The following is a 21,049-nucleotide window of genomic DNA, read 5'->3' as shown; positions in this document are numbered from 1 at the left end:
TTACTCACTGATTTATCAGGGGGAGGTGACGCAGGTCATATTGGCACGGGGGGGATCTGAAATTGACCGCGTGGTGGGCAACTCAGAGATGAAGGAGTCTCTCGCCATCGCTGGATTTGAGACCTTGACGCTTTCTCCAGAAGATTCTGCACGCTCCTTGAAGCTCGAAACCGAGAAGTGGGCCCGAATCATCCGAGAGAACAACATTCGCGGCTCTTGATACGCGTTCACCACGATCTGTCTATGTTGTCTCACTCACTTGCTGGTCTGAAAGTCATCGACTTCACACAGATCGCAGCTGGCCCTACCTGCACCATGATGCTGGCTGATCTTGGCGCAGATGTCGTCAAGATCGAAGCACCTGGCGGTGAACTTGGCCGTGTATTCGTTCCGTGCGTCCAGGGCGAGAGCGTTACCTTCATGTCGCTCAATCGAAACAAGCGAAGCGCCTCGCTTGATCTCAAGAATCCAGATCACCTTCGCGTGTGTAGAGAGCTTTTGCTGGAGGCCGACGTGGTGGTCGAAAGCTTTCGACCGGGGGTGATGAAGCGGCTCTCGCTCGACTACCACGAGGTGAGCAAGGCCAATCAACGGGTTGTCTATTGCTCTATATCGGCCTATGGCCAAAGCGGCCCATGGAAAGACAAGCCGGGTGTTGATGGTGTGATTCAGGCGGTTTCTGGATTGATGAGCGTGACTGGCTCGGCAGGCGACCCACCTTGCAAGGTTCAGGTGCCTGTGGTGGACATCGTCACGGGCTATCTCGCATCCATCGCTGTGCTCGCTGCCATCGCACAGCGAGAAACGTCGGGCACAGGCCAGCACCTGGACGTCAGCATGTTCAGCAGTGCAGTTGCGCTACAGCAGTCAGCGCTGGCAGCCTACTTCTCCAATCACATCGTCCCCGAGCGGATTGGCAGTGCGGCGCCCTATGCAGCGCCCAACGAAGCCATCCGTTGTGCTGACGGCTGGATCATGGTTGCGGCCTACCAGCCGAGCCGCTGGAAAGCACTGTGCGAAGCCATTGGCTTTCCTGAACTGTTGGTAGACCCGCGATTCACCGACCTTGCTGGGCGCATTCGCCATCGCGCTGAACTGGTTTTGGCGCTCGAATCTCGAATGACCTTGAAGCCTAAGCTGGCGTGGATCGAAGTGCTCGAGGCCGCCGACATCATCTGTGGCCCCATCAACAACTATGCCGAGGTGGCTGTCTCGCCTCCTTTTGTTGATGCGCGGCTCAACGAAGAAATCGAGCATCCATCGGCCGGCTCCATCCACCTGCCCCGTTTCACTTTGGGAGCTGTTGGCGAATTTCCCGTGGCCAACCGACCACCACCGCGCATGGGCGAGCACACGCGCGAGATTCTCGAATCATTGGACTACAGCCCTTTGGAAATCGATACGCTGCTGGGCATTCCACCCTCCGACAACCAAGGATCTTGCTAACCATGCCCGTCACTATAGATGTCTGCAACTTCGTCGCAACGGTCACTCTTGATCGTCCCGAGGCGATGAATGCGCTGGATCCTGAATCGGTGATTCAGCTGAACGCAGCTTGGGAGAGAATTTCAGCTGATCCTTCGATACGAGTGGCGCTCCTTACGGGTGCCGGTGAGCGCGCTTTCTGCACGGGTGCGGATTTGAAGAAGACCATGCCGCCCACGGAGGGGTTTGCCGAGCTCCACTTCGGATCAACGCATGGAGCGCCGAGTCTCGCTAACTTGCGAACGAACAAGCCTGTGATCGGAGTGATCAACGGTTTCGCGCTGGGGGGCGGGCTGGAGTTGGCCCTGCAATGCGATATTCGGATTGCATCAGACCGAGCGAGCTTCGGTCTTCCGGAGGTTTGCATCGGCAGCATTCCAGGCGCAGGAGGAACACAAAGGATCGTCCGTGCGATCGGTCAGTCAGACGCGATGTTGATGCTGCTGACGGGTTCTCGCATCGACGCACAAGAAGCGCTTCGAATCGGTCTGGTTAGCCGCGTCGTGGGGGCAGCTGATTTGATGGAGACGGCGCTGGCCATTGCTCACCAGATTGCTGGCAACGCTCCGCTGGCGGTGTCCGCGGTGAAGCGGTTGGCAACCCTTGGGGTTGAAACGACCCTGTCATTGGGGCTAGAGCTTGAGCAGCAGTCATTCGGCCTTCTTCGCAACAGCGAGGATCGCCTGGAGGGTCGCAAGGCCTTCGCCGACAAGCGCAAACCTGTCTTCATGGGCAAGTGACGCAAATGCTTGCCGTGGACCTCACAACCAGATCGCCCCACGCCAATGGATCGCCGTCTGGAGACGGCGCAACGCCGAACCTTCACGATTCACTGCTCGATGTGAAGGACGTTGTTGTACGGTTTGGCGGAGTGATTGCGCTCGACCAGGTCAGCTTCAGCATTCCTCAGGGAAAAGTGGTGTCGCTAATCGGCCCGAACGGTGCTGGCAAGACAACGCTGTTCAATTGCCTGAGTCGGCTGTACACGCCAGATGAGGGTGAAATCCGCTACCTTGGAGAGTCTCTACTTAACGTCCCAGCTCAAAAGATCGCAGCGTTGGGCATTGGACGCACGTTTCAGAATCTGGCCCTGTTTCAGAATCTGAGCGTCACCGAAAACATAAGGATCGGGCTGCACACCCGAACGAGCGGGAATGTTTTCACTGATGCGCTGCGCCTGCGGGCAAGCCGTCGATCAATTTCTAGATCCAACGCAGCAGCCAGCAGTCTTGTGGACTACCTGAGGCTGCAGTCCGTGGCAGACACCAAGGTCAAAGATCTGCCTTTCGGAACCCAAAAGCGGGTTGAACTGGCAAGAGCACTTGCCACCGAACCCAAATTGCTCTTGCTGGACGAGCCTGCGTGCGGCCTCAACCATGAGGAGGTTGATGAGCTGGGGTTGATCATTCAAAAGATTCGACAGGATTTTCGACTTTCCATTCTTTTGGTAGAGCACCACATGGGGCTGGTGATGTCGATATCGGACCATGTCGTCGCGCTGAATTTTGGCCGAAGGATCGCAGAGGGGACGCCCGAAGAGGTGCAAACGCACCCCGATGTGATTGCTGCCTATCTGGGTGGAGAAGCGACATGAAGGGCCAACTTGTCGTCAAGGATCTCGTCGCCTCGTACGGAAGCACCAAGATCCTCCAGGGGATCAGCCTTGATATCCGTGCTGGAACGATTACCGCATTGCTTGGTGCCAATGGCGCAGGTAAGACCACCACACTAAGAGCGATTTGCGGCATGTTGTCTCGTCAAGGACTTGTCGAGTTTGAAGGTCGGCGTATCGACCAGCAATCCACAGAAGAGATTGCCCGGTTCGGTATTGGACATGTGCCTGATGGACGGGGAACGTTCGCGGGACTGAGCGTCGCTGAGAACTTGCAGCTCGGCGCCATCCTGCGCAAGGACACAACCGACATTGGAAAGGATGTCGAACGGATCTATGGCTACTTTCCTGTGCTTCAGAGGCGCAGGGATCAGCAGGCCGGAACCCTCTCGGGAGGCGAGCAGCAGATGCTTGCTGTGGGGCGAGCGCTTATGTCTCGGCCGAGTTTGCTGCTGCTGGACGAGCCATCGTTTGGTCTTGCCCCGATCGTGGTTCGTGATCTCTTCGAGATATTCAGAAGACTGAACGAAGAGCAGGGGATCAGCATTCTCCTGGTTGAACAAAACGCTCGTCTCGCACTGGCCCTGGCGAGCCATGCGTACCTGCTGGAAACCGGTCGCGTTGTCTTCTCTGGAACATCCGATGAAATCCAGAAGAACGACAGCGTTCGCCGGGCCTACCTGGGAGGTTGAACATGGAACTCTTCATACAGCAGCTGGTCGCGGGAATCTCGACGGGCACCATCTATGCGTGCGTGGCTTTGGCCGTGGTCATGATTTACCAGGCCATTGGGCATGTGAACTTCGCTCAGGGAGAGATGGCAATGCTGTCTGCCTTTTTGGCGTGGCAGCTTCTGGAGTTCGGAATACCTTACTGGCTGGTATTTCCGGGCACGGTGGTTGGGTCGTTCGTTTTAGGCATGCTCTTGGAGCGCACCTTGATGCGCCCACTTCGCAATGCTCCTCCGTTGAGCCAGGTCATTGTGTTCATCGGTCTGCTACTCGTGATCAACAGCGTGGCAGGTTACGTATGGAGCTTCACAGTCAAGGCGTTTCCAACGCCGTTTGGAACGGGTCCGTTCATGGGAAGTGTGTGGATCAGCCGTCATCAGGCCGGCATGATGGCCACCACTTTGGCGCTCCTCGCAATCCTGTACGTTTTCTTCAAGTTCTCCAAGGTCGGATTGGCGATGCGTGGCGCTGCGAACAACGCCGGCTCCGCGCGTTTGCTAGGCATCCGAGTGAAGGCACTGGAGGGACTCGGGTGGGGCATGGCTGCCGCCATAGGGTCGGTCGCAGGCATGTTGATCGCCCCAGTCGTATTCCTGGAGCCCAACATGATGGCCGGCGTCCTGATCTATGGATTTGCTGGCGCGGTGCTGGGTGGACTCAGCAGCCCCGCGGGTGCAGTTCTGGGTGGCGTCCTGGTGGGCGTTCTTGAAAACCTTGCAGGGACATTCATCCCGGGGATAGGCGGGGAGCTCAAGCTCACGCTGGCTCTGGTCACGATCGTATTGGTCCTGGTCGTCAGACCACAAGGGCTGCTCGGAAGAAAGCTGGTCAGCCGCGTATGAACCACCAACCCAATCGCAAGCTGCCTGCCCGGCTGACTCTCGTGTCGATGTTGGTGCTGATGAGCATCGCACTGACACTGCCGATGCTCGCCAAAGGATTTCTCCTTTTCCAGATCACCTTGGTGATGATTTACGCCATCGCCATTCTCGGACTGAACCTCCTGGTCGGATTCAGTGGTCAGTTGTCCCTGGGGCACGGAGCTTTCTTTGCAGTGGGTGCCTATACGGCAGCCATCTTGATGGGGACCTACGACTTGCCTTACGGAATTGCCATTCCTGCAGCGGGCGCCGTCGCCTTCATCTTCGGCTTCCTGTTTGGTCTCCCTGCGCTGCGACTCGAAGGCGTCTACCTTGCCATGGCGACGTTCTCGCTGGCTGTGGCGATGCCCCAGGTCCTCAAGATGTCCGCGCTGGAGCAGTGGACTGGAGGATCCCAGGGCCTCGCAGTGGCCAGACCTCAGGCTCCTGCCGGACTGCCTCTCAATGAGGACCAGTGGCTGTACTACATCGCGCTAGGAACCGTACTGCTTCTCTTCCTTGCAGCACGGAACCTGATCAACAGCCGTTCTGGACTCGCACTTCTTGCGGTCAAAGAGAACCCGGTGGCCGCCAAGGCGATGGGCGTTGACATCGCCATGTACAAGACCCTGGCCTTTGGACTCAGCGCTGCGTTCAATGGCATTGCAGGCGCGTTGAGTGCAATGGCCGTGCAGTACATCGCACCAGACAGTTTCACGTTCTACCTATCTGCGTTCATCCTGGTTGGTCTTGTCGTCGGTGGCGTTGGCTGGCTGCCTGGAGCTTTCTTTGGCGCAGTGTTCGTGCTGATCGTGCCCAACCTTGCAGAAACTGTCTCCAAAGGGCTGTCCGGTGCCGTCTACGGAGCCTTTCTCATCGCACTCATTTTTTTCCTGCCCTCAGGTGCAAGCACCTTTCGAGACCTTCTTTCCAATCGCATCCGACGCAAGACCGGTATTTCAAACTGACCACAACCAGGAGTGAGACATGCAAAACAGCAACAACCAGACCCCATTCGGTGAATCCGAGATCGCCTTCGCAGAGGGCACTCGCAAGAAAATCCCAAGCGGTAGTCGTCCGGCCAAGACGAAGTACCCGCGCCTATCGAAGTGGCTGACCGCAGCCGTCCTTGGCGGTCTCAGTCTCTCAAACGCATGGGCACAAAAGACGCAAGTCCCAGGCGTGACAGACACCGAGATCCGGATTGGCAACACGGCTCCTTACAGCGGCCCTGGATCAGCCTACAGCACCATCGCCAAAGTCGAGGCTGCGTATTTCAAGATGATCAACGACAGCGGTGGAATCAATGGTCGCAAGATCAATTTCATCTCTTACGACGACTCACTGAGTCCACCGAAAACGGTCGAGCAGACTCGCAAGCTGGTGGAAAGCGATGAAGTTCTCGCGATGTTCAATACCATTGGTACAGCCGCAAACCTGGCCGCTCAGAGGTATCTCAACGCGAAGCAAGTCCCTCAACTCCTGGTCGGTGGTGGTGCCACGAACCTCGTAGATCCCAAAAAGTATCCATGGACGTTGGGGTGGCAACCCACCTACTACAGCGAGGGGGTGATCTACGGCAAGCATATTCTGGCCAATTTCCCGAACGCCAAGATCGCAGTGCTGTCGCAAAACGACGATTTCGGAAAGGACTACCTTTCTGGGCTCAAGCAAGGCCTGGGCGAAAAGGGCCAATCCATGATTGTTTCAGAGGCCACCTACGAGCCTTCCGACCCCACCATTGATTCTCAAGTGCTCAAACTGAAAGCAGCGGGCGCTGACGTCTTGATGAACATCACGACGCCCAAGTTCGCCTCTCAGGTGATCAAGAAGATTGCCGAGATTGGTTGGAAGCCGACCCACTACCTGATCAATATTTCGGTTTCGGTCGGGGCAGTGATGAAGCCTGCTGGCATCGAGAACAGCCAAGGCATCTTGAGCACTGCCTATCTGATGGAGTCCACCGATGCGCGTTGGAAAGACCATCCAGACATGAAGGCCTGGGTTGCCTTCATGGACAAGTACGTGCCTGGAGCGAACAAGGCCGATTCGATGAACGTTTATGGCTATGTGACAGCTCAGGCACTAGTACAAATTTTGAGCCAAAGCGGAGACGATCTTTCTCGAGCGAACGTGATGAAACAAGCAGCCAGCCTGAACAGGGTGCCTTTCAAGTTGATGCTCCCAGGCATCGTTGCCAACACCACACCAACAGATCTGTATCCGATTCAGCAGCTTCAGATGATGCGCCTCAAGGGGGAGCAATGGGAGCTTTTCGGACCCGTCATCAGCAGCGGAGTCGCGCAGTGAGCTTGATACAGATAAGACCTGATGTCTCCGCTTTGGAGGCTCCGGTCTTCTGGTGCCGGACATGAACGAATACGACTACATCATTGTGGGCGCAGGCTCCGCCGGATGCGTCCTGGCCAATCGCCTCTCGGAGAACCCCAGCAACAGGGTTCTGTTGCTTGAGGCGGGTCCAGAAGACAAAAGCATCTGGATGAAAATCCCGGCCGGTGCTACGCGTGTCTTTGCACCTGGGCCGACCAACTGGGGCTACTTCACAGAGCCCGAAAGGCATCTGCGAAACCGAAGGGTGTACTGGCCGCGAGGGCGTACCTTGGGGGGGTCCAGCTCGATCAATGGCATGGTCTATCTCAGAGGCCATCCAGAGGACTACAACGAGTGGGCCCGTCTGGGCAACCCCGGCTGGGGATGGGACGATGTCATGCCCTATTTCAAGCTTAGCGAGAACCAGCAACATGGTTCGAGCGTGATGCACGGTGCCAACGGGCCACTGGCGGTAAGTGATCCAGCAATCGATGACGAAGGGAGTCGGCTCTTCATTCAATCCTCGGTCAATGCAGGACTGCCCTTTCGACGGGACCTGAATGATGGCATCCAAGAGGGTGTCGGGCGGGCTCAGGTGACCGTGAGGAACGGGCAACGCAGTTCCACGTCTGCAGCATTTTTGCATCCAGTCAGACAGCGCAAGAACCTGCATGTCGTCGTTGAGGCCCTGGTTGAGCGGGTCAACGTCGAAGGGAAACGAGCCAAGGGAGTCGACTACACCAAGGGCGGCCAGCGCCACACGGCCACAGCTCGCTGCGAGGTGATCCTGGCGGGTGGGGTTATCAATTCACCTCAGTTATTGATGCTGTCCGGCATCGGCCCGGCGAAGCACTTGCAGGAGTTGGGCATCCAGGTTCAGCACGACCTGGGCGGTGTTGGCGCGAACCTGCAGGATCACCTTTACGTATATTACATCGCTGAGTGCGACAAGTCGATTTCGCTCAACCATCAGCTGACAGGAGCGCGCATGTACTTCCAGGCGCTCAAGTACTTTGTCAATCGAAGTGGCTATCTGAACATTGGTGCGGTGCAGGCAACAGCTTTTCCAAGAGTGGGGCTGAACGCAGATCGACCTGATGTGGAAATCAGCTTTCGCCCAATGAGTCTGACCATCAGCAAGAAGGGCGCGATCGTTCTCGACAAGTTTCCTGGGATCAACGCCTCATGCAGTTTGCTGAGGCCCAGGGCTCGCGGATCCATTCGACTTGCCAGTCCGAATCCTCGCGATCCTGCTCGCATCCACGCCAACTACCTCGACAACGCAGAGGACTTGCATGTCATGCGGGAGGGGATGCGCTGGATTCGAAAGGTGTTCGAGACACCACCACTGGCCGACTTCATTCAGCGTGAGGTCTCTCCTGGCGCGTTGATCAAGTCTGATGGCGAGTGGGAAAACTACATTCGCGATGAAGCTCAATCGGTCTACCACCCCGTTGGCACGTGCTCCATGGGAGCAGATGCCAAGGCGGTTGTCGACACAAACCTAAGGGTTCATGGCATAGCAGGTCTGCGGGTGGTGGACGCATCGGTCATGCCGCGTGTCACCTCCTGCAACACCAATGCGCCGACCATCATGATCGGAGAAAAAGGCGCCGCCATGATTCTTGCCGATCAAAAAGCACGCTGATATCAGCTCACACCAAGGACAAACTCATGTCTCAAAAATACGATATGTACATTAACGGTCGATTCGAAAAGCCGAGCTCTGGCCTGTACTTCGACTCGATCAGTCCGAATGACGGAACCGTCGTCGCCCAGGTTGCACAAGGAAACGCTCAGGACGTCGACGCGGCCGTTCGCGCTGCCTATGCCGCCAGGCGCGCGTGGGCAGAAATGAATCCGTTGGAGCGCGGGAAGATCCTGCGAAAGCTGGCTGACTTGCTGGTGGAAAACGCTGCACAGCTGGGGAAACTGGAATCAGACGAGATGGGCATGCCGTCCACGCTCGCGCCGATGATCGTTGTCGAGTCAGCCAAGTTCTTCGACTACTACGGAGGTCTGGCCTCTTCGATTCATGGCGACACGATCCCCATCAACGCGCAGATGTTTTGCTACAACCTCTACGAGCCCTATGGCGTGGTCGGCATCATCACACCTTGGAACGGCCCACTCAATCAAGCAGCCCGAAGCGTGGCTCCGGCACTTGCAGCGGGCAACACCGTGGTTCTAAAGCCAAGTGAGTTCTCCTCGCTGACGGCTCTGGAGATGGCTCGACTTGCCTCCCAGGCGGGTATGCCCAACGGCGTGCTCAACGTGGTGACGGGTGACGGGGCCAGTGTTGGCTCCCCGCTCGTTGCGCATGAGTTGGTCCGGAAAGTCGCTTTCACTGGCTCTGTGAAGACTGGTCAAGCGATCGGAGCTGTCGCCGCGCAGAAGATCATGCCGCTCACGCTAGAGCTCGGGGGGAAGTCGCCCAACATTGTTTTCGAGGACGCAAATCTCGAAGCTGCAGTGCCGATGGTTCTCATGGGTTTCATTTTGAACAGCGGTCAGATATGCACGTCTGGCACGCGAATCCTGGTCCAGCGCACCATATTCGATTCTTTCAGCGCCAAGATTGCTGCAGCCGCTGAGGGGTTTCCCATGGGTCGCGACAGGCCATTTCCCACACTGGGCCCGATTGCCAATCAGGTCCAGTTCGAAAAGATCCTCGGCTTCTTTGAGAGCGCGCGACAGGAGGGCGCGACGTGCCTGACAGGTGGTGATCGAGCCTCCGGAGGTGGCCTCGAGCTTGGGCTGTACATCAAACCAACCATCTTCACCAACGTCACCTCAGAGATGAGGGTGGTGCGCGAAGAGATCTTTGGGCCGGTTGGCGTACTGATTCCCTTTGACACGGAGGAGGAGGCGATCCGCATTGCCAACGACACCGAGTACGGCCTCGCCTCTGGCATCTGGACGCAGGATGTGAGCCGGGCGCACCGCGTGGCTGCTCAGCTTGAAGCTGGCACTGTGTACGTGAACACATACCACGAACGAGCCATCGAGGCGCCAATGGGCGGCTACAAGAAAAGCGGCATAGGGCGCGAAAAGGGCATGGCCTCGCTTCACGACTACATGCAATTGAAGAACGTCACCATGAAGCTGATATGACGCAAGCTCTGTTGCACATCTTCGACGAACCCGAGATCTGCTGAAGCGAGACGAGACTGAATAGGCGGCTCGCGGCATGCGGGAATGGCCGACTAGATATCTGGACGGCTGCACAGATTCCTCGCTTCGTGGTCGCCGGCTGGATGATGACTATGTACGCCAGGCCATCCAGCTCACCTTGGCCCACTGGGATGTGTCGATCAGATGACTTGGTCGCGCGAGGAGGACATGACGCAAGACTTTCCTCGACGCTGACATTCAACCGCGATCTAAAGAGGCATCTGCGGCCTGCCAAGCTGGATGACTGCAGCTCCCTCAATACCTGTCATTGATACCGTCGCACTGCCGGGTGAGCCAACGACTGCTCCCTGTCAGGTACCGCGAATCCAGCTCCTGGCAGAGACCGACCGAGATCGCTGCAGAGCCGTCGCTGAAAACAAATATTGTGACCAGCGACCCAAGCATTCCCAACAGCACACCGGTCAATCGACACCTGTTCCCAACCTACACGCAGTCAAACGTCGATGTTGCCCGCCCGCAAAGCGTTGGCCTCGATGAAGTCCCGGCGTGGTTCCACCTCGTCGCCCATGAGCATGGTGAACACCCGGTCGGCTTCGATCGCGTCGTCGATCTGCACGCGCAGCAGGCGGCGCACGGTGGGGTCCATGGTGGTTTCCCACAGCTGTGCAGGGTTCATCTCGCCCAGGCCTTTGTAGCGCTGGCGTGCGGTGGTGCGCTCGGCTTCGCTGATGAGCCAGCGCATGGCCACGCGGAAGTCGGCCACTTTTTCTTCTTTCTGTCGCTCGCCTTCGCCGCGCATGACCTTGGCGCCTTCGCCGAGCAGGCCACGGAAGGTGTCGGCGGCGGTGGCCAGTGCGGCGTAGTCGGCGCCGTGCACGAAGTCCTGCGTGAGCACGCTGCTCTTGGTGTTGCCGTGGTGGCGACGGCTGATGCGCAGGACGGGTTTGTCGGTGCGCACATCGAACTCGGCCGCCACCTCGGCGGGCACGCCGGTGGTGGCGAGTTCACGCAGCTTGGCCTGCAGTGCGATTGCGCTGGCCTCGGCCTGCTCCACCGTGTCCAGGTTGAGCGAGACGCCGTCGGCAATCGAGCGCAGGGCTTCGGCGTCCATGAAGTTGGACAGGCGGGCAATGACACTCTCTGCGATCTGGTGCTTGCGCGCGAGCTCGCCCAGGGTGTCGCCACTCAGGGTGGTCTGGGTGGCACCGCCGGTGAACACGCTGGCTTCCTTCAGGGCGATGCGCAGCAGGAAACCGTCGAGCGCGGCGGCGTCCTTCAGGTACAGCTCTTCCTTGCCCGCCTTCACCTTGTACAGCGGTGGCTGCGCAATGTAGATGTGGCCGCGCTCGACCAGCTCGGGCATCTGGCGGTAGAAGAAGGTCAGCAGCAGGGTGCGGATGTGGGCGCCGTCGACGTCGGCGTCGGTCATGATGATGATGCGGTGGTAGCGCAGCTTGGCGACGTTGAAATCGTCCTTGCCGTCACCGTTGGCGCCTTCACCGCCGGCCTTGCCGATGCCGGTGCCCAGGGCGGTGATGAGGGTGAGGATCTCGTTGGAGGTGAGCAGCTTTTCGTAGCGGGCTTTCTCCACGTTCAGGATCTTGCCGCGCAGCGGCAGGATCGCCTGGAACTTGCGGTCGCGACCCTGCTTGGCGGAGCCGCCGGCGGAGTCGCCCTCGACGATGTAGATCTCGCAGAGTGCGGGGTCTTTTTCCTGGCAGTCGGCCAGCTTGCCGGGCAGGCCCATGCCGTCGAGCACGCCCTTGCGGCGCGTCATCTCGCGCGCCTTGCGCGCGGCTTCGCGGGCGCGGGCGGCTTCCACGATCTTGCCGCAGATGATCTTGGCGTCGTTCGGACGCTCCTGCAGGTAGTCGGTGAGCAGCCGGCTGACGATGTCTTCCACCGGGCCACGCACTTCACTGGAAACCAGCTTGTCCTTGGTCTGGCTGCTGAACTTGGGCTCGGGCACCTTGACCGACAGCACGCAGCACAGGCCTTCGCGCATGTCGTCACCGGTGACCTCGACCTTGGCCTTCTTGGCAAAGTCGTTGTCGTCGATGTACTTGTTGATCACCCGCGTCATGGCCGCGCGCAGGCCGGTCAGGTGGGTGCCACCGTCGCGCTGCGGGATGTTGTTGGTGAAGCACAGCACCTGCTCGTTGTAGCCGCTGTTCCACTGCATCGCCACTTCCACCCCGATGTTGGTGCCCTGGTCGCTGTGGCGGTCGCCGAGCGCGTGGAACACGTTGGGGTGCAGGACCGTCTTGCCCTTGTTGATGAAGTCGACAAAACCCTTGACGCCACCGGTGCCGGAGAAGTCGTCTTCCTTGCCGCTGCGCTCGTCCTTCAAGCGGATGCGCACGCCGTTGTTCAAGAAGGAGAGCTCGCGCAGGCGCTTGGACAGGATCTCGTAGTGGAAATCGGCGTTCTCGCGAAAGATGTCGTAGTCGGGCAGGAAGTGCACTTCGGTGCCGCGCTTCTCGGTGGGGCCGGTCACGCGCATGGGCGAGATCTCGATGCCGCCGGGCGTGGTTTCCAGCAGGCGGTTCTGCACGAAACCGCGCGCAAACTCGATCTGGTGCACCAGGCCTTCGCGGCGCACGGTCAGGCGCAGCCACTGGCTCAGCGCGTTCACGCAGCTCACGCCCACGCCATGCAGGCCGCCGGAGACCTTGTAGCTGTTCTGGTTGAACTTGCCGCCGGCGTGCAGTTCGGTGAGCGCGATCTCGGAGGCCGAACGCTTGGGCTCGTGCTTGTCGTCCATCTTCACGCCGGTGGGAATGCCGCGGCCGTTGTCGGTCACGCTGATGGAGTTGTCGCTGTGGATGGTCACCACGATGTCGTCGCAGTGGCCGGCGAGTGCTTCGTCGATCGAGTTGTCGACCACCTCGAACACCAGGTGGTGCAGGCCGGTGCCGTCCGACGTGTCGCCGATGTACATGCCCGGGCGCTTGCGCACGGCCTCCAGGCCCTCCAGGATCTGGATCGAGCCCTCTCCATACCCCTCGCTGGCGCCGGCCTGGTGGGCGTCGATGGTGGGCTGGAAATTGGAACTGTCGGCGCTGGCCGCCCCGGTGTTGACGGAATCGGCGGGCTTGTTGGCTTCGGACATGGGGACTTTTCTCAATCGCTAGAAAGGCCAAACCCGCTGGGCAGCGGGTCGGGCTTGGGGGAGAGGGGATCGCGGCCGATCAGATCCGCATCGGCATGACAACGTACTTGAAGGCGTTGTCGTCGGGGTTGGTCACCAGCGCGGAGCTGTTGCCGTCAGACAGTTCGATGCGAACCATCTCCTGCGACATGTTTTGCAGCGCGTCGATGAGGTAGGTCACGTTGAAGCCGATCTCGATGGTGTCGCCACCGTAGTCGATGTCGAGCTCGTCGACCGCCTCTTCCTGCTCGGCGTTGCTCGAGGCCACGCGCAGGACGCCGGGCTCGATGTTCAGGCGCACGCCCTTGAACTTCTCGCTCGTCATGATGGCGGTGCGCTGCAGCGAGGCCAGCAGCGGCAAGCGGCCGAGTGTCACGATGTTCTTGTGGTTCTTCGGGATCACGCGGTTGTAGTCGGGGAACTTGCCCTCGACCAGCTTGGTGACGAATTCCATGCCGTCGAAGCTGAACTTGGCCTGGTTGGCCGCGAACTGCATCTCGATCGCGCCTTCCTTGTCGGAGAGCAGGCGCTGCAGCTCCAGCACCGTCTTGCGCGGCAGGATCACTTCCTGTTTGGGCACTTCCACGTCGAGCGTGGCGGAGGCAAAGGCCAGGCGGTGGCCGTCGGTGGCCACCAGGCTGAGCTGTTTGCCTTCGGCCACGAACAGGATGCCGTTGAGGTAGTAGCGGATGTCGTGCACCGCCATCGAGAACGACACCTGGCCCAGCAGGCTCTTGAGCGTTTTCTGCGGCACCGAGAACACCGGGCCGAAACTCGCGGACTCCTGCACCAGCGGAAAGTCTTCCGGCGGCATGCTTTGCAGCGTGAAGCGGCTCTTGCCGCCCTTGAGGATGAGCTTGCCCGCGCTGGACTCCAGGCTCACGCTCTGGTCGCCCGACATGGTGCGCAGGATGTCGATGAGCTTGCGCGCGCCCAGGGTGGTGGCGAAGCTGCCGCTGTCCCCGTCGAGCTCGGCCGTGGTGCGGATCTGGATTTCCAGGTCGCTGGTGGTCAGTTGCACCTGCGAGCCGGTCTTGCGCAGCAACACGTTGGCCAGGATCGGCAGCGTGTGGCGGCGTTCCACGATGCCGGCCACCGACTGAAGCGCGGCCAGAACCTTGTCCTGGGTCGATTTGAAAACGATCATGTCAGACTCTTTCGTCTCTGGTTGCTTGTGATCCGGAGGTTGCCTCCCCGGCGGGCCCTTCGTCTGTCGGAGCCAAATCCCCGCTATTTTCGCTGTTTTGGCAGCGCACCCGGCAAAACGCTGTCCGGCTTGACAGCGGCCCGGGCCCGGGGGTGGTCGCAGCGCCACAACTCATTCGGACTGCCTCATCCCTTGAGCGTCTGTTCGAGCACGTGCAACTGCTGGTTGAGCTCGGTGTTCTGCTGGCGCTCGGCCCCGATCTTGCGCACCGCGTGCAACACCGTGGTGTGGTCGCGCCCGCCGAACAGCTCGCCAATCTCCGGCAGGCTTTTCTGCGTCAGCTCCTTGGCAATGAACATGGCGATCTGGCGCGGACGGGCAATGCTGGCCGGGCGCTTCTTGCTGTACATGTCCGCGACCTTGATCTTGTAGAAGTCGGCCACGGTCTTCTGGATGTTCTCCACGCTGATCTGCCGGTTCTGGATCGACAGCAGATCCTTGAGCGCCTCGCGCGCCAGTGCGATGGAAATCTCTTTCTGGTTGAAGCGCGAATACGCCAGGATCTTGCGCAGCGCACCTTCGAGTTCGCGCACGTTGGAGCGCACGTTCTTCGCCACAAAAAACGCCACCTCTTCGGGCATGACGGCGTTTTCCACCGCCGCCTTGTTGATCAGGATCGCCACCCGCATCTCCAGCTCGGGCGGCTCGATGGCCACGGTCAGGCCCGAGTCGAAGCGCGAAACCAGCCGCTCGTGGATGTCGGCCAGGCCCTTGGGATAGGTGTCGCTGGTGAGCACGATGTGGCTCTTCTTGGCCAGCAAGGCCTCGAAAGCGTTGAAGAATTCCTCTTGCGTGCGCTCCTTGTTGGCAAAGAACTGCACGTCGTCGATCAACAGCAGGTCCAGCGAGTGGTAGCGCTCCTTGAATTCGTCGAAGGTCTTTCGCTGGTAAGCCTTGACCACATCCGACACAAACTGCTCGGCATGGATGTAGAGAACCTTGGCCTGTGGACGGTCGGCCAGCAGGTGGTTGCCGATGGCATGCACCAGGTGGGTCTTGCCCAGGCCGACACCGCCGTAGATGAACAGCGGGTTGTACAACTGGCCCAGGCTGCCGGCCACATGCATCGCGGCCGCCCGCGCCATGCGGTTGGCCGATCCTTCCACCAGGGTGGAAAACGTCAGCGCCGGGTTCAGACGCGTTTTGGCGCCGCTGGGTGCCACCACCTCGGGTGGGGCCAGATCGGGCAGTTCGGCGAGCACCAGTTCTTGCGCCGTGCGCGGAGCAGGTGACGTGCGGCTGGGCCCTTCACGCGGAGCAAGCACCAACTCCAGTGACACGGGCGTGCCCTGGATGAGCTCCAGCAGGGCACTGATGCGGGGCGCGTACTGCGACCGGATCCAGTCGAGCTTGAAGCGGTTGGCCACCGAAACGGTCACCCGCGACGCGTCGGCCGACACGGTGGCCGACAGCGGCCGGATCCAGGTGTTGAACTGCTGTTCGGGGATGTCCTGGGAGAGTCGGTCCATGCAGGCCGACCACAGGGAGAGGGTGTCTGGACTGCCGGAAGGCAGGGACACGCTGGGGAGATGGCCCTCGGTCATGCTGGGTGGCGGTGTTGTTGTGGTTGTGGACAAATGACGCGGGACGCTCGCGGCATTGTAGGACGGCCAGGTACTTATCCACAAGCCGGTCGGCGTACCGCCGTGACCGTGGCGGCCGGGGCTGTTGCTGAAGTGGATCGTGCGCACCCAAGGGCAAGTGCTTGCCGCACCTGGGTTTTCTTTGCGATAATTGCGGGTTTTCCCGATTTGTAAGAGACCACCATGAAACGCACCTACCAGCCCTCCAAGATCCGCCGCGCCCGCACCCACGGCTTTCTCGTTCGCATGAAGACCCGAGGCGGGCGTGCCGTGATCAATGCCCGTCGCGCCAAAGGCCGCAAGCGCCTGGCTGTCTGAGTCGGCGCTTTGAATCGGCGCATGTCGTGCCGGCGTCCCTGTGCCCGGTCCGTCTGCCGCCAGATGCTGGCGCCTGTGCAGTGACCCAGCGCCTGCGATCCCGTCCGCAATTCCAGGCCGTCATGGCTGGAGCGCCCGTGGCCAAGACCCCTCACTTCGCCCTGCACCGCGCGGCCCTGGACGCACACGTCGAGGGCAAGCCGTTGTTTCCGGTGGCCGATGCCTGGCTGGGCGTGCTCCTGCCCAAGCGTTGGGCGCGCCGGGCCGTTACACGCAATGCCATCCGGCGCCAGATCTACGAAGCGGCGCGGCACCTGCCTGTGGCGCTGCCGCATGCGGCGTGGGTGGTTCGATTGCGCAGCGAGTTCAGCCGCAAGCAGTTCGTGAGCGCCACGTCCGACGCGCTCAAGCGCGCGGTGCGCCTGGAGCTGGAACAGCTGCTCTCGCGTGTCCAGTTGCCCAGGCCGGCCGTGCCGGTGGAGACCCGCGATGTGGGTTGACTGGCCGCGCCAGGCGCTGGTGGGTCTGGTCAAGGGCTACCGGCTGCTGTTGAGTCCGTCCCTGGGCAGTGGTTGCCGCTTCGAGCCCACCTGTTCTGCCTATGCCATCGGCGCGCTGGAGCGGCACGGCGCGGCGGCCGGCACCTACCTCACGGTCGCGCGGCTGGTTCGCTGTCATCCCTGGTGCGACGGCGGCTTCGATCCGGTGCCCGAGACCCGACCGGCCCTCTTTTCCCGCCTGCTTTCCCCCTCCTCAGCAAAGAAGAACGCGTCATGAATGACATCCGTCGGTCCATCCTGTGGGTGGTGTTTGGTCTGTCCATGGTCCTGGTCTGGGACAAATGGCAGATCCACAATGGACAGCAGCCCACCTTTTTCCCGGGATCCGCTCCGGTGACGGCACCGGCCGCGGCGCCGGCACCGGCTGCCGACGCCAGCCTGCCCGCGGCTGTGGCCGTGCCCTCGGGCACCGCCCCCGCCAGCACGGTGCCGGGTGAGGCGCCCACCGGTGCGCCGAGCCCGGTCGCCGCCCGCCATGAGGTCACCACCGATGTGTTCAAGCTGGTGTTCAACACCGAAGGCGGCTCGCTGGTTGGTGCCGAACTGCTCAAGCACGCCGAAGCCACGCAGCAAAGCAAGGACCAGAGCGAGCAACCCTTCACCCTGCTGACCCAGAGCGCCGAGCGGATCTACGTGGCGCAGTCCGGCCTGATCGGTGGGTCGTTTCCGACCCACAAGACGCCGATGACCCTGCTCACCCCCGAGACCACGCTGGCCGATGGCCAGAACGAGTTGCAGGTGCGCTTCGAGTCCGGCGATGTGGGCGGCGTGAAGCTGGTGAAGACCTACACCCTCAAGCGCGGCAGCTACGACATTGCGGTGAACCACGAAGTGCAGAACCTCGGCACGCAGGCGGTCAATCCGCAGCTGTACGTGCAGCTGGTGCGCGACGGCAGCAAGCTCAGCAGCGAGACGCCGTTCTATTCCACGTTCACCGGCCCCGCGGTCTTCACCAACGAGCAGAAGTACCAGAAGGTCGAGTTCGACGACATCGAGAAGAACAAGGCCGAATTCACCAAGACGGCCAGCGACGGTTATGTGGCCATGGTGCAGCACTATTTCGCTTCGGCCTGGCTGCTGGGCGAGGGGGTGGCACGCGACAACTTTGCCCGCAAGATCGACAACAACCTGTTTGCGGTGGGCAGCATCACGAACCTGACGGCCATCGAGCCCGGACAGACGCAGAGCGTGCAGGCCCGCCTGTTTGTCGGCCCGCAGGAAGAAAAGGTCCTGGAGACCATCGCTCCGGGCCTCGAACTGGTCAAGGACTACGGCTGGTTGACCATCCTGGCCAAGCCGCTGTACTGGTTGCTCGAGAAGATCCATGGCTTCGTGGCCAACTGGGGCTGGTCCATCGTGCTGCTGGTGGTGCTGATCAAGGCCGCGTTCTACTGGCTCAACGCCAGCGCCTACCGCAGCATGGCCAAGATGAAGAAGATCAACCCGCGCATCATGGAAATGCGCGAGCGCCTCAAGGGCAACCCGCAGCAGATGCAGCAGGAAATGATGAAGATGTACCGGGAAGAAAAGGTCAACCCGCTGGGCGGCTGCTTCCCCATCCTGATCCAGATCCCGGTGTTCATTGCGCTCTACTGGGTGTTGCTCTCCAGCGTGGAAATGCGCAATGCGCCCTGGCTGGCCTGGATCACCGACCTGTCCTCGCCCGATCCTTACTTCATCCTGCCGCTGGTGATGGCCGTGACCACCATGATCCAGACCGCGCTCAACCCGCTGCCGCCGGATCCCCTGCAGGCCAAGCTGATGTGGCTCATGCCGCTGATGTTCTCGGTGATGTTCTTCTTCTTCCCGTCCGGCCTGGTGCTGTACTGGATCACGAACAACGTGCTGACCATCCTCCAGCAGGCGTTCATCAACAAGAAGATGGGTGTGCCGCTGAAGTTCAGCATGCCCGACTTCAAGAAATGACCCCAAGGCAAAGGTGACCCCCCTGCGCCGCTGATGCGGGGCACTTTGTTCCTCGCCGGGCCTGCGTTGCAGGCCCTCGTTGTTTCCGGGCCTGGCCCTTTATGCTCGACCCCCATGCTCGCTGCCTCGCGTGATCCCGTCGTTGCCATTGCCACCGCGCCCGGTCGGGGCGGGGTCGGCATTGTTCGCGTTTCGGGCAGGGGGTTGACGCCATTCGTGCAGGCCTTGCTGGGGCGCCTGTTGACGCCGCGCGAAGCGACCTACCTGCCCTTTGCCGACGCAGCAGGTCAGCCCATCGACCACGGTCTGGCCTTGTGGTTTCCGGGCCCGAATTCGTACACCGGTGAAGACGTGCTGGAGCTGCAGGGTCATGGCGGTCCTGTGGTGTTGCAGTTGCTGGTGGCGCGCTGCCTCGAGGCTGCGCGCGATGTCCTGCCTGCCTTGCGCGTGGCTCGCGCAGGCGAATTCACCGAGCGCGCCTTCCTCAACGACAAGCTCGACCTGGCGCAAGCGGAGGCGGTGGCCGACCTGATCGATGCGAGCACCGAAGCCGCGGCGCGCAGCGCCTCGCGCTCGCTCGCCGGCGTGTTCTCGGGACGCATCCATGCACTGCGCGATGCCCTGGTCAACCTGCGCATGCTGGTTGAAGCGACGCTGGATTTCCCCGAGGAGGACATCGACTTTCTGCAGAAGGCCGACGCTGCGGGGCAGATGCGCCGACTGCGCGAGGCCTTGCTGGCGGTGCTGGCGCAGGCCACCCAGGGCGCGTTGTTGCGCGATGGCCTGCAGGTGGTGATTGCGGGCCAGCCCAACGCGGGCAAGAGCTCACTGCTCAACGCGCTCGCCGGCGCCGAACTGGCCATCGTCACACCGGTGGCTGGCACCACGCGCGACGTGGTGCAGCAGACCATCCAGATCGAGGGCGTGCCGCTGCACGTGGTCGACACGGCCGGCCTGCGCGACAGCCCCGATGTGGACGAGGTGGAGAAGATCGGTATCGAGCGGGCCTGGGGACGCATCCGGCAAGCCGATGTGGTGCTGTTCCTGCACGACCTGACCCGCTGTGACGCCGCCGCCTACCAACAGGCGGACGAGGTGATTGCCACCAGCCTGGCGCTGGCGGTCGGCGCGGGTGTGCCGGTGCTGCATGTGTGGAACAAGCTCGACCAGTGCCCCGCGGCAGGCATCGACCTGCAAGGCGGCCTGGCCATATCGGCCCGACAGGGTGAAGGGCTGGAGGCCTTGCGCCAGCGCTTGCTGGCCATCGCGGGCTGGCAGCAGCCTGGCGATGGCCTCTTCATGGCACGCACCCGACACCTGCAGGCGCTGCACCGCGTCGACGCTCATCTGGCGCAGGCCGATGCCTTGCTGGCCTGTCGCGCCGATCACCTCGACCTGCTGGCCGAGGAGCTGCGGCTGGCTCAGCGCGCGCTGGGCGAGATCACCGGTGAGTTCACGGCCGACGATCTGCTCGGCGAAATCTTTTCGCGTTTCTGCATCGGAAAGTAGGCCGCGCACGCCGCCCGGAACGCAGCGAATGCCGCTCGGCGGTGCAGTTGTAAACACTGGTAAGTACAGCTTGCGCGGGCATGCGGGACGCGGGTATCTTGACGTGATGCATGTCACACCACCGACATCCCTGCGCTTCGACATCAAAGGCCTGGCCGAGTCCATGCGGCACAGCAGCGCGCTCGACGCGGTGCCCCTGAACCTGACCGAAATCCAGTGGCCGATGCTGGCCAACTACCTGCAGCCGGTGGTGCTGCAGCAGGGTCAGGTGCTGATCGAGCAGGGTGTGAAGGACCGCACGGTTTATTTTGTCGAGAGCGGCACGCTCACCGTGCACTACGAAGACGACAAGGAGCGCGTTCGCATCGCAGTGGTGGGCTCGGGTTCGCTGCTCGGCGAAGGCGCGTTTTTCAGCCACCTGCCCCGCAGCGCCACGGTGCACGCCGGCAGCGACTGCCGGCTCTGGTGCATGACCCCGCTGCGTTTTCGCGAGCTCTCCAGCCGACACCCTGAAGTCGCGCTGGAAGTCACGGTGGCCATGTCGGCGGTGCTGGCCCGGCGCATGTACAACAAACCCAAGCGGGTGGCTGTCACTTGATCGCCCCGAGGACGGTGCTGGCCCATGGCTGCGAGCAGCACCG

At 61.1% G+C, this 21,049-nt stretch carries 19 protein-coding genes; 16 read left to right on the top strand and 3 right to left on the bottom strand.

Going from position 1 to position 21,049, the window contains the following annotated elements:
• From QUV35_RS12180 to QUV35_RS12135, 10 genes are all read left to right on the top strand, one after another.
• On the top strand, positions 1-220 hold a 220-nt coding region (locus QUV35_RS12180; RefSeq protein WP_300874198.1), incomplete at its 5' end, for a hypothetical protein.
• Positions 221-243: 23 nt separating this feature from the next.
• Positions 244-1,446 carry a CoA transferase gene (locus tag QUV35_RS12175; protein ID WP_300874195.1) on the top strand — a complete coding sequence of 401 codons (1,203 nt, stop codon included), beginning with the start codon at positions 244-246 and terminating at the stop codon, positions 1,444-1,446.
• A 2-nt stretch (positions 1,447-1,448) separates the two neighbouring features.
• Positions 1,449-2,225, top strand: a complete 777-nt coding sequence (locus QUV35_RS12170) for an enoyl-CoA hydratase-related protein (protein ID WP_300874192.1) — start codon at positions 1,449-1,451, stop codon at positions 2,223-2,225.
• A 5-nt stretch (positions 2,226-2,230) separates the two neighbouring features.
• Positions 2,231-3,079 carry an ABC transporter ATP-binding protein gene (locus tag QUV35_RS12165; RefSeq protein WP_300874190.1) on the top strand — a complete coding sequence of 283 codons (849 nt, stop codon included), beginning with the start codon at positions 2,231-2,233 and terminating at the stop codon, positions 3,077-3,079.
• A complete protein-coding gene (locus QUV35_RS12160; protein ID WP_300874188.1) occupies positions 3,076-3,789 on the top strand; it encodes an ABC transporter ATP-binding protein in 714 nt (237 codons plus the stop codon). Before QUV35_RS12165 ends, QUV35_RS12160 begins: the two co-directional genes overlap by 4 nt.
• Before the next feature lie 2 nt (positions 3,790-3,791).
• On the top strand, positions 3,792-4,670 hold the full coding sequence (locus tag QUV35_RS12155) for a branched-chain amino acid ABC transporter permease (RefSeq protein WP_300874186.1): 879 nt from the start codon (positions 3,792-3,794) through the stop codon (positions 4,668-4,670).
• A complete protein-coding gene (locus QUV35_RS12150; protein ID WP_300874184.1) occupies positions 4,667-5,656 on the top strand; it encodes a branched-chain amino acid ABC transporter permease in 990 nt (329 codons plus the stop codon). The genes QUV35_RS12155 and QUV35_RS12150 overlap by 4 nt, the downstream gene beginning before the upstream one ends.
• 19 nt (positions 5,657-5,675) lie before the next feature.
• Positions 5,676-6,998, top strand: coding sequence for an ABC transporter substrate-binding protein (locus QUV35_RS12145; protein ID WP_300874182.1), 1,323 nt, complete (start codon positions 5,676-5,678; stop codon positions 6,996-6,998).
• Between the two features lie 61 nt (positions 6,999-7,059).
• Positions 7,060-8,667, top strand: a complete 1,608-nt coding sequence (locus QUV35_RS12140) for a GMC family oxidoreductase N-terminal domain-containing protein (protein WP_300874180.1) — start codon at positions 7,060-7,062, stop codon at positions 8,665-8,667.
• Between the two features lie 26 nt (positions 8,668-8,693).
• Positions 8,694-10,133: an aldehyde dehydrogenase family protein gene (locus tag QUV35_RS12135; protein WP_300874178.1), complete on the top strand. Its 1,440-nt coding sequence runs from the start codon at positions 8,694-8,696 to the stop codon at positions 10,131-10,133.
• Between the two features lie 514 nt (positions 10,134-10,647).
• Here QUV35_RS12135 and gyrB read toward each other — a convergent pair.
• From gyrB to dnaA, 3 genes are all read right to left on the bottom strand, one after another.
• Positions 10,648-13,266 (bottom strand): DNA topoisomerase (ATP-hydrolyzing) subunit B, encoded by a 2,619-nt coding sequence (gene gyrB / locus QUV35_RS12130; protein WP_300874176.1) that lies wholly within the window; start codon positions 13,264-13,266, stop codon positions 10,648-10,650.
• 79 nt (positions 13,267-13,345) lie between these two features.
• On the bottom strand, positions 13,346-14,452 hold the full coding sequence (dnaN, locus tag QUV35_RS12125) for a DNA polymerase III subunit beta (RefSeq protein WP_300874174.1): 1,107 nt from the start codon (positions 14,450-14,452) through the stop codon (positions 13,346-13,348).
• 185 nt (positions 14,453-14,637) lie between these two features.
• Positions 14,638-16,056, bottom strand: coding sequence for a chromosomal replication initiator protein DnaA (dnaA, locus tag QUV35_RS12120; RefSeq protein ID WP_300874171.1), 1,419 nt, complete (start codon positions 16,054-16,056; stop codon positions 14,638-14,640).
• 222 nt (positions 16,057-16,278) lie between these two features.
• Between dnaA and rpmH the strand changes: the two genes are divergently transcribed.
• From rpmH to QUV35_RS12090, 6 genes are all read left to right on the top strand, one after another.
• A complete protein-coding gene (gene rpmH, locus QUV35_RS12115) occupies positions 16,279-16,413 on the top strand; it encodes a 50S ribosomal protein L34 (RefSeq protein WP_006299042.1) in 135 nt (44 codons plus the stop codon).
• An 80-nt stretch (positions 16,414-16,493) separates the two neighbouring features.
• Positions 16,494-16,913, top strand: a complete 420-nt coding sequence (locus QUV35_RS12110; RefSeq protein WP_300874169.1) for a ribonuclease P protein component — start codon at positions 16,494-16,496, stop codon at positions 16,911-16,913.
• Positions 16,903-17,190, top strand: coding sequence for a membrane protein insertion efficiency factor YidD (gene yidD, locus QUV35_RS12105; protein WP_300874166.1), 288 nt, complete (start codon positions 16,903-16,905; stop codon positions 17,188-17,190). Before QUV35_RS12110 ends, yidD begins: the two co-directional genes overlap by 11 nt.
• Positions 17,187-18,899, top strand: a complete 1,713-nt coding sequence (yidC, locus tag QUV35_RS12100; RefSeq protein WP_300874163.1) for a membrane protein insertase YidC — start codon at positions 17,187-17,189, stop codon at positions 18,897-18,899. The genes yidD and yidC overlap by 4 nt, the downstream gene beginning before the upstream one ends.
• A gap of 114 nt (positions 18,900-19,013) precedes the next feature.
• The gene (mnmE, locus tag QUV35_RS12095; protein WP_300874161.1) at positions 19,014-20,408 is read left to right on the top strand and encodes a tRNA uridine-5-carboxymethylaminomethyl(34) synthesis GTPase MnmE; all 1,395 of its coding nucleotides are present in this window, start codon (positions 19,014-19,016) and stop codon (positions 20,406-20,408) included.
• Positions 20,409-20,514: 106 nt separating this feature from the next.
• Complete coding sequence (locus tag QUV35_RS12090) at positions 20,515-21,006, top strand: Crp/Fnr family transcriptional regulator (protein ID WP_300874158.1); 492 nt, start codon at positions 20,515-20,517, stop codon at positions 21,004-21,006.
• Positions 21,007-21,049: the final 43 nt, after the last annotated feature.

The sequence above is a fragment of the Hydrogenophaga sp. genome (assembly GCF_030373225.1).
Lineage (GTDB): Bacteria > Pseudomonadota > Gammaproteobacteria > Burkholderiales > Burkholderiaceae_C > Hydrogenophaga.
Note: the sequence above shows the minus strand (reverse complement) of the source record. Positions and strands in the feature narration are given on the sequence as shown.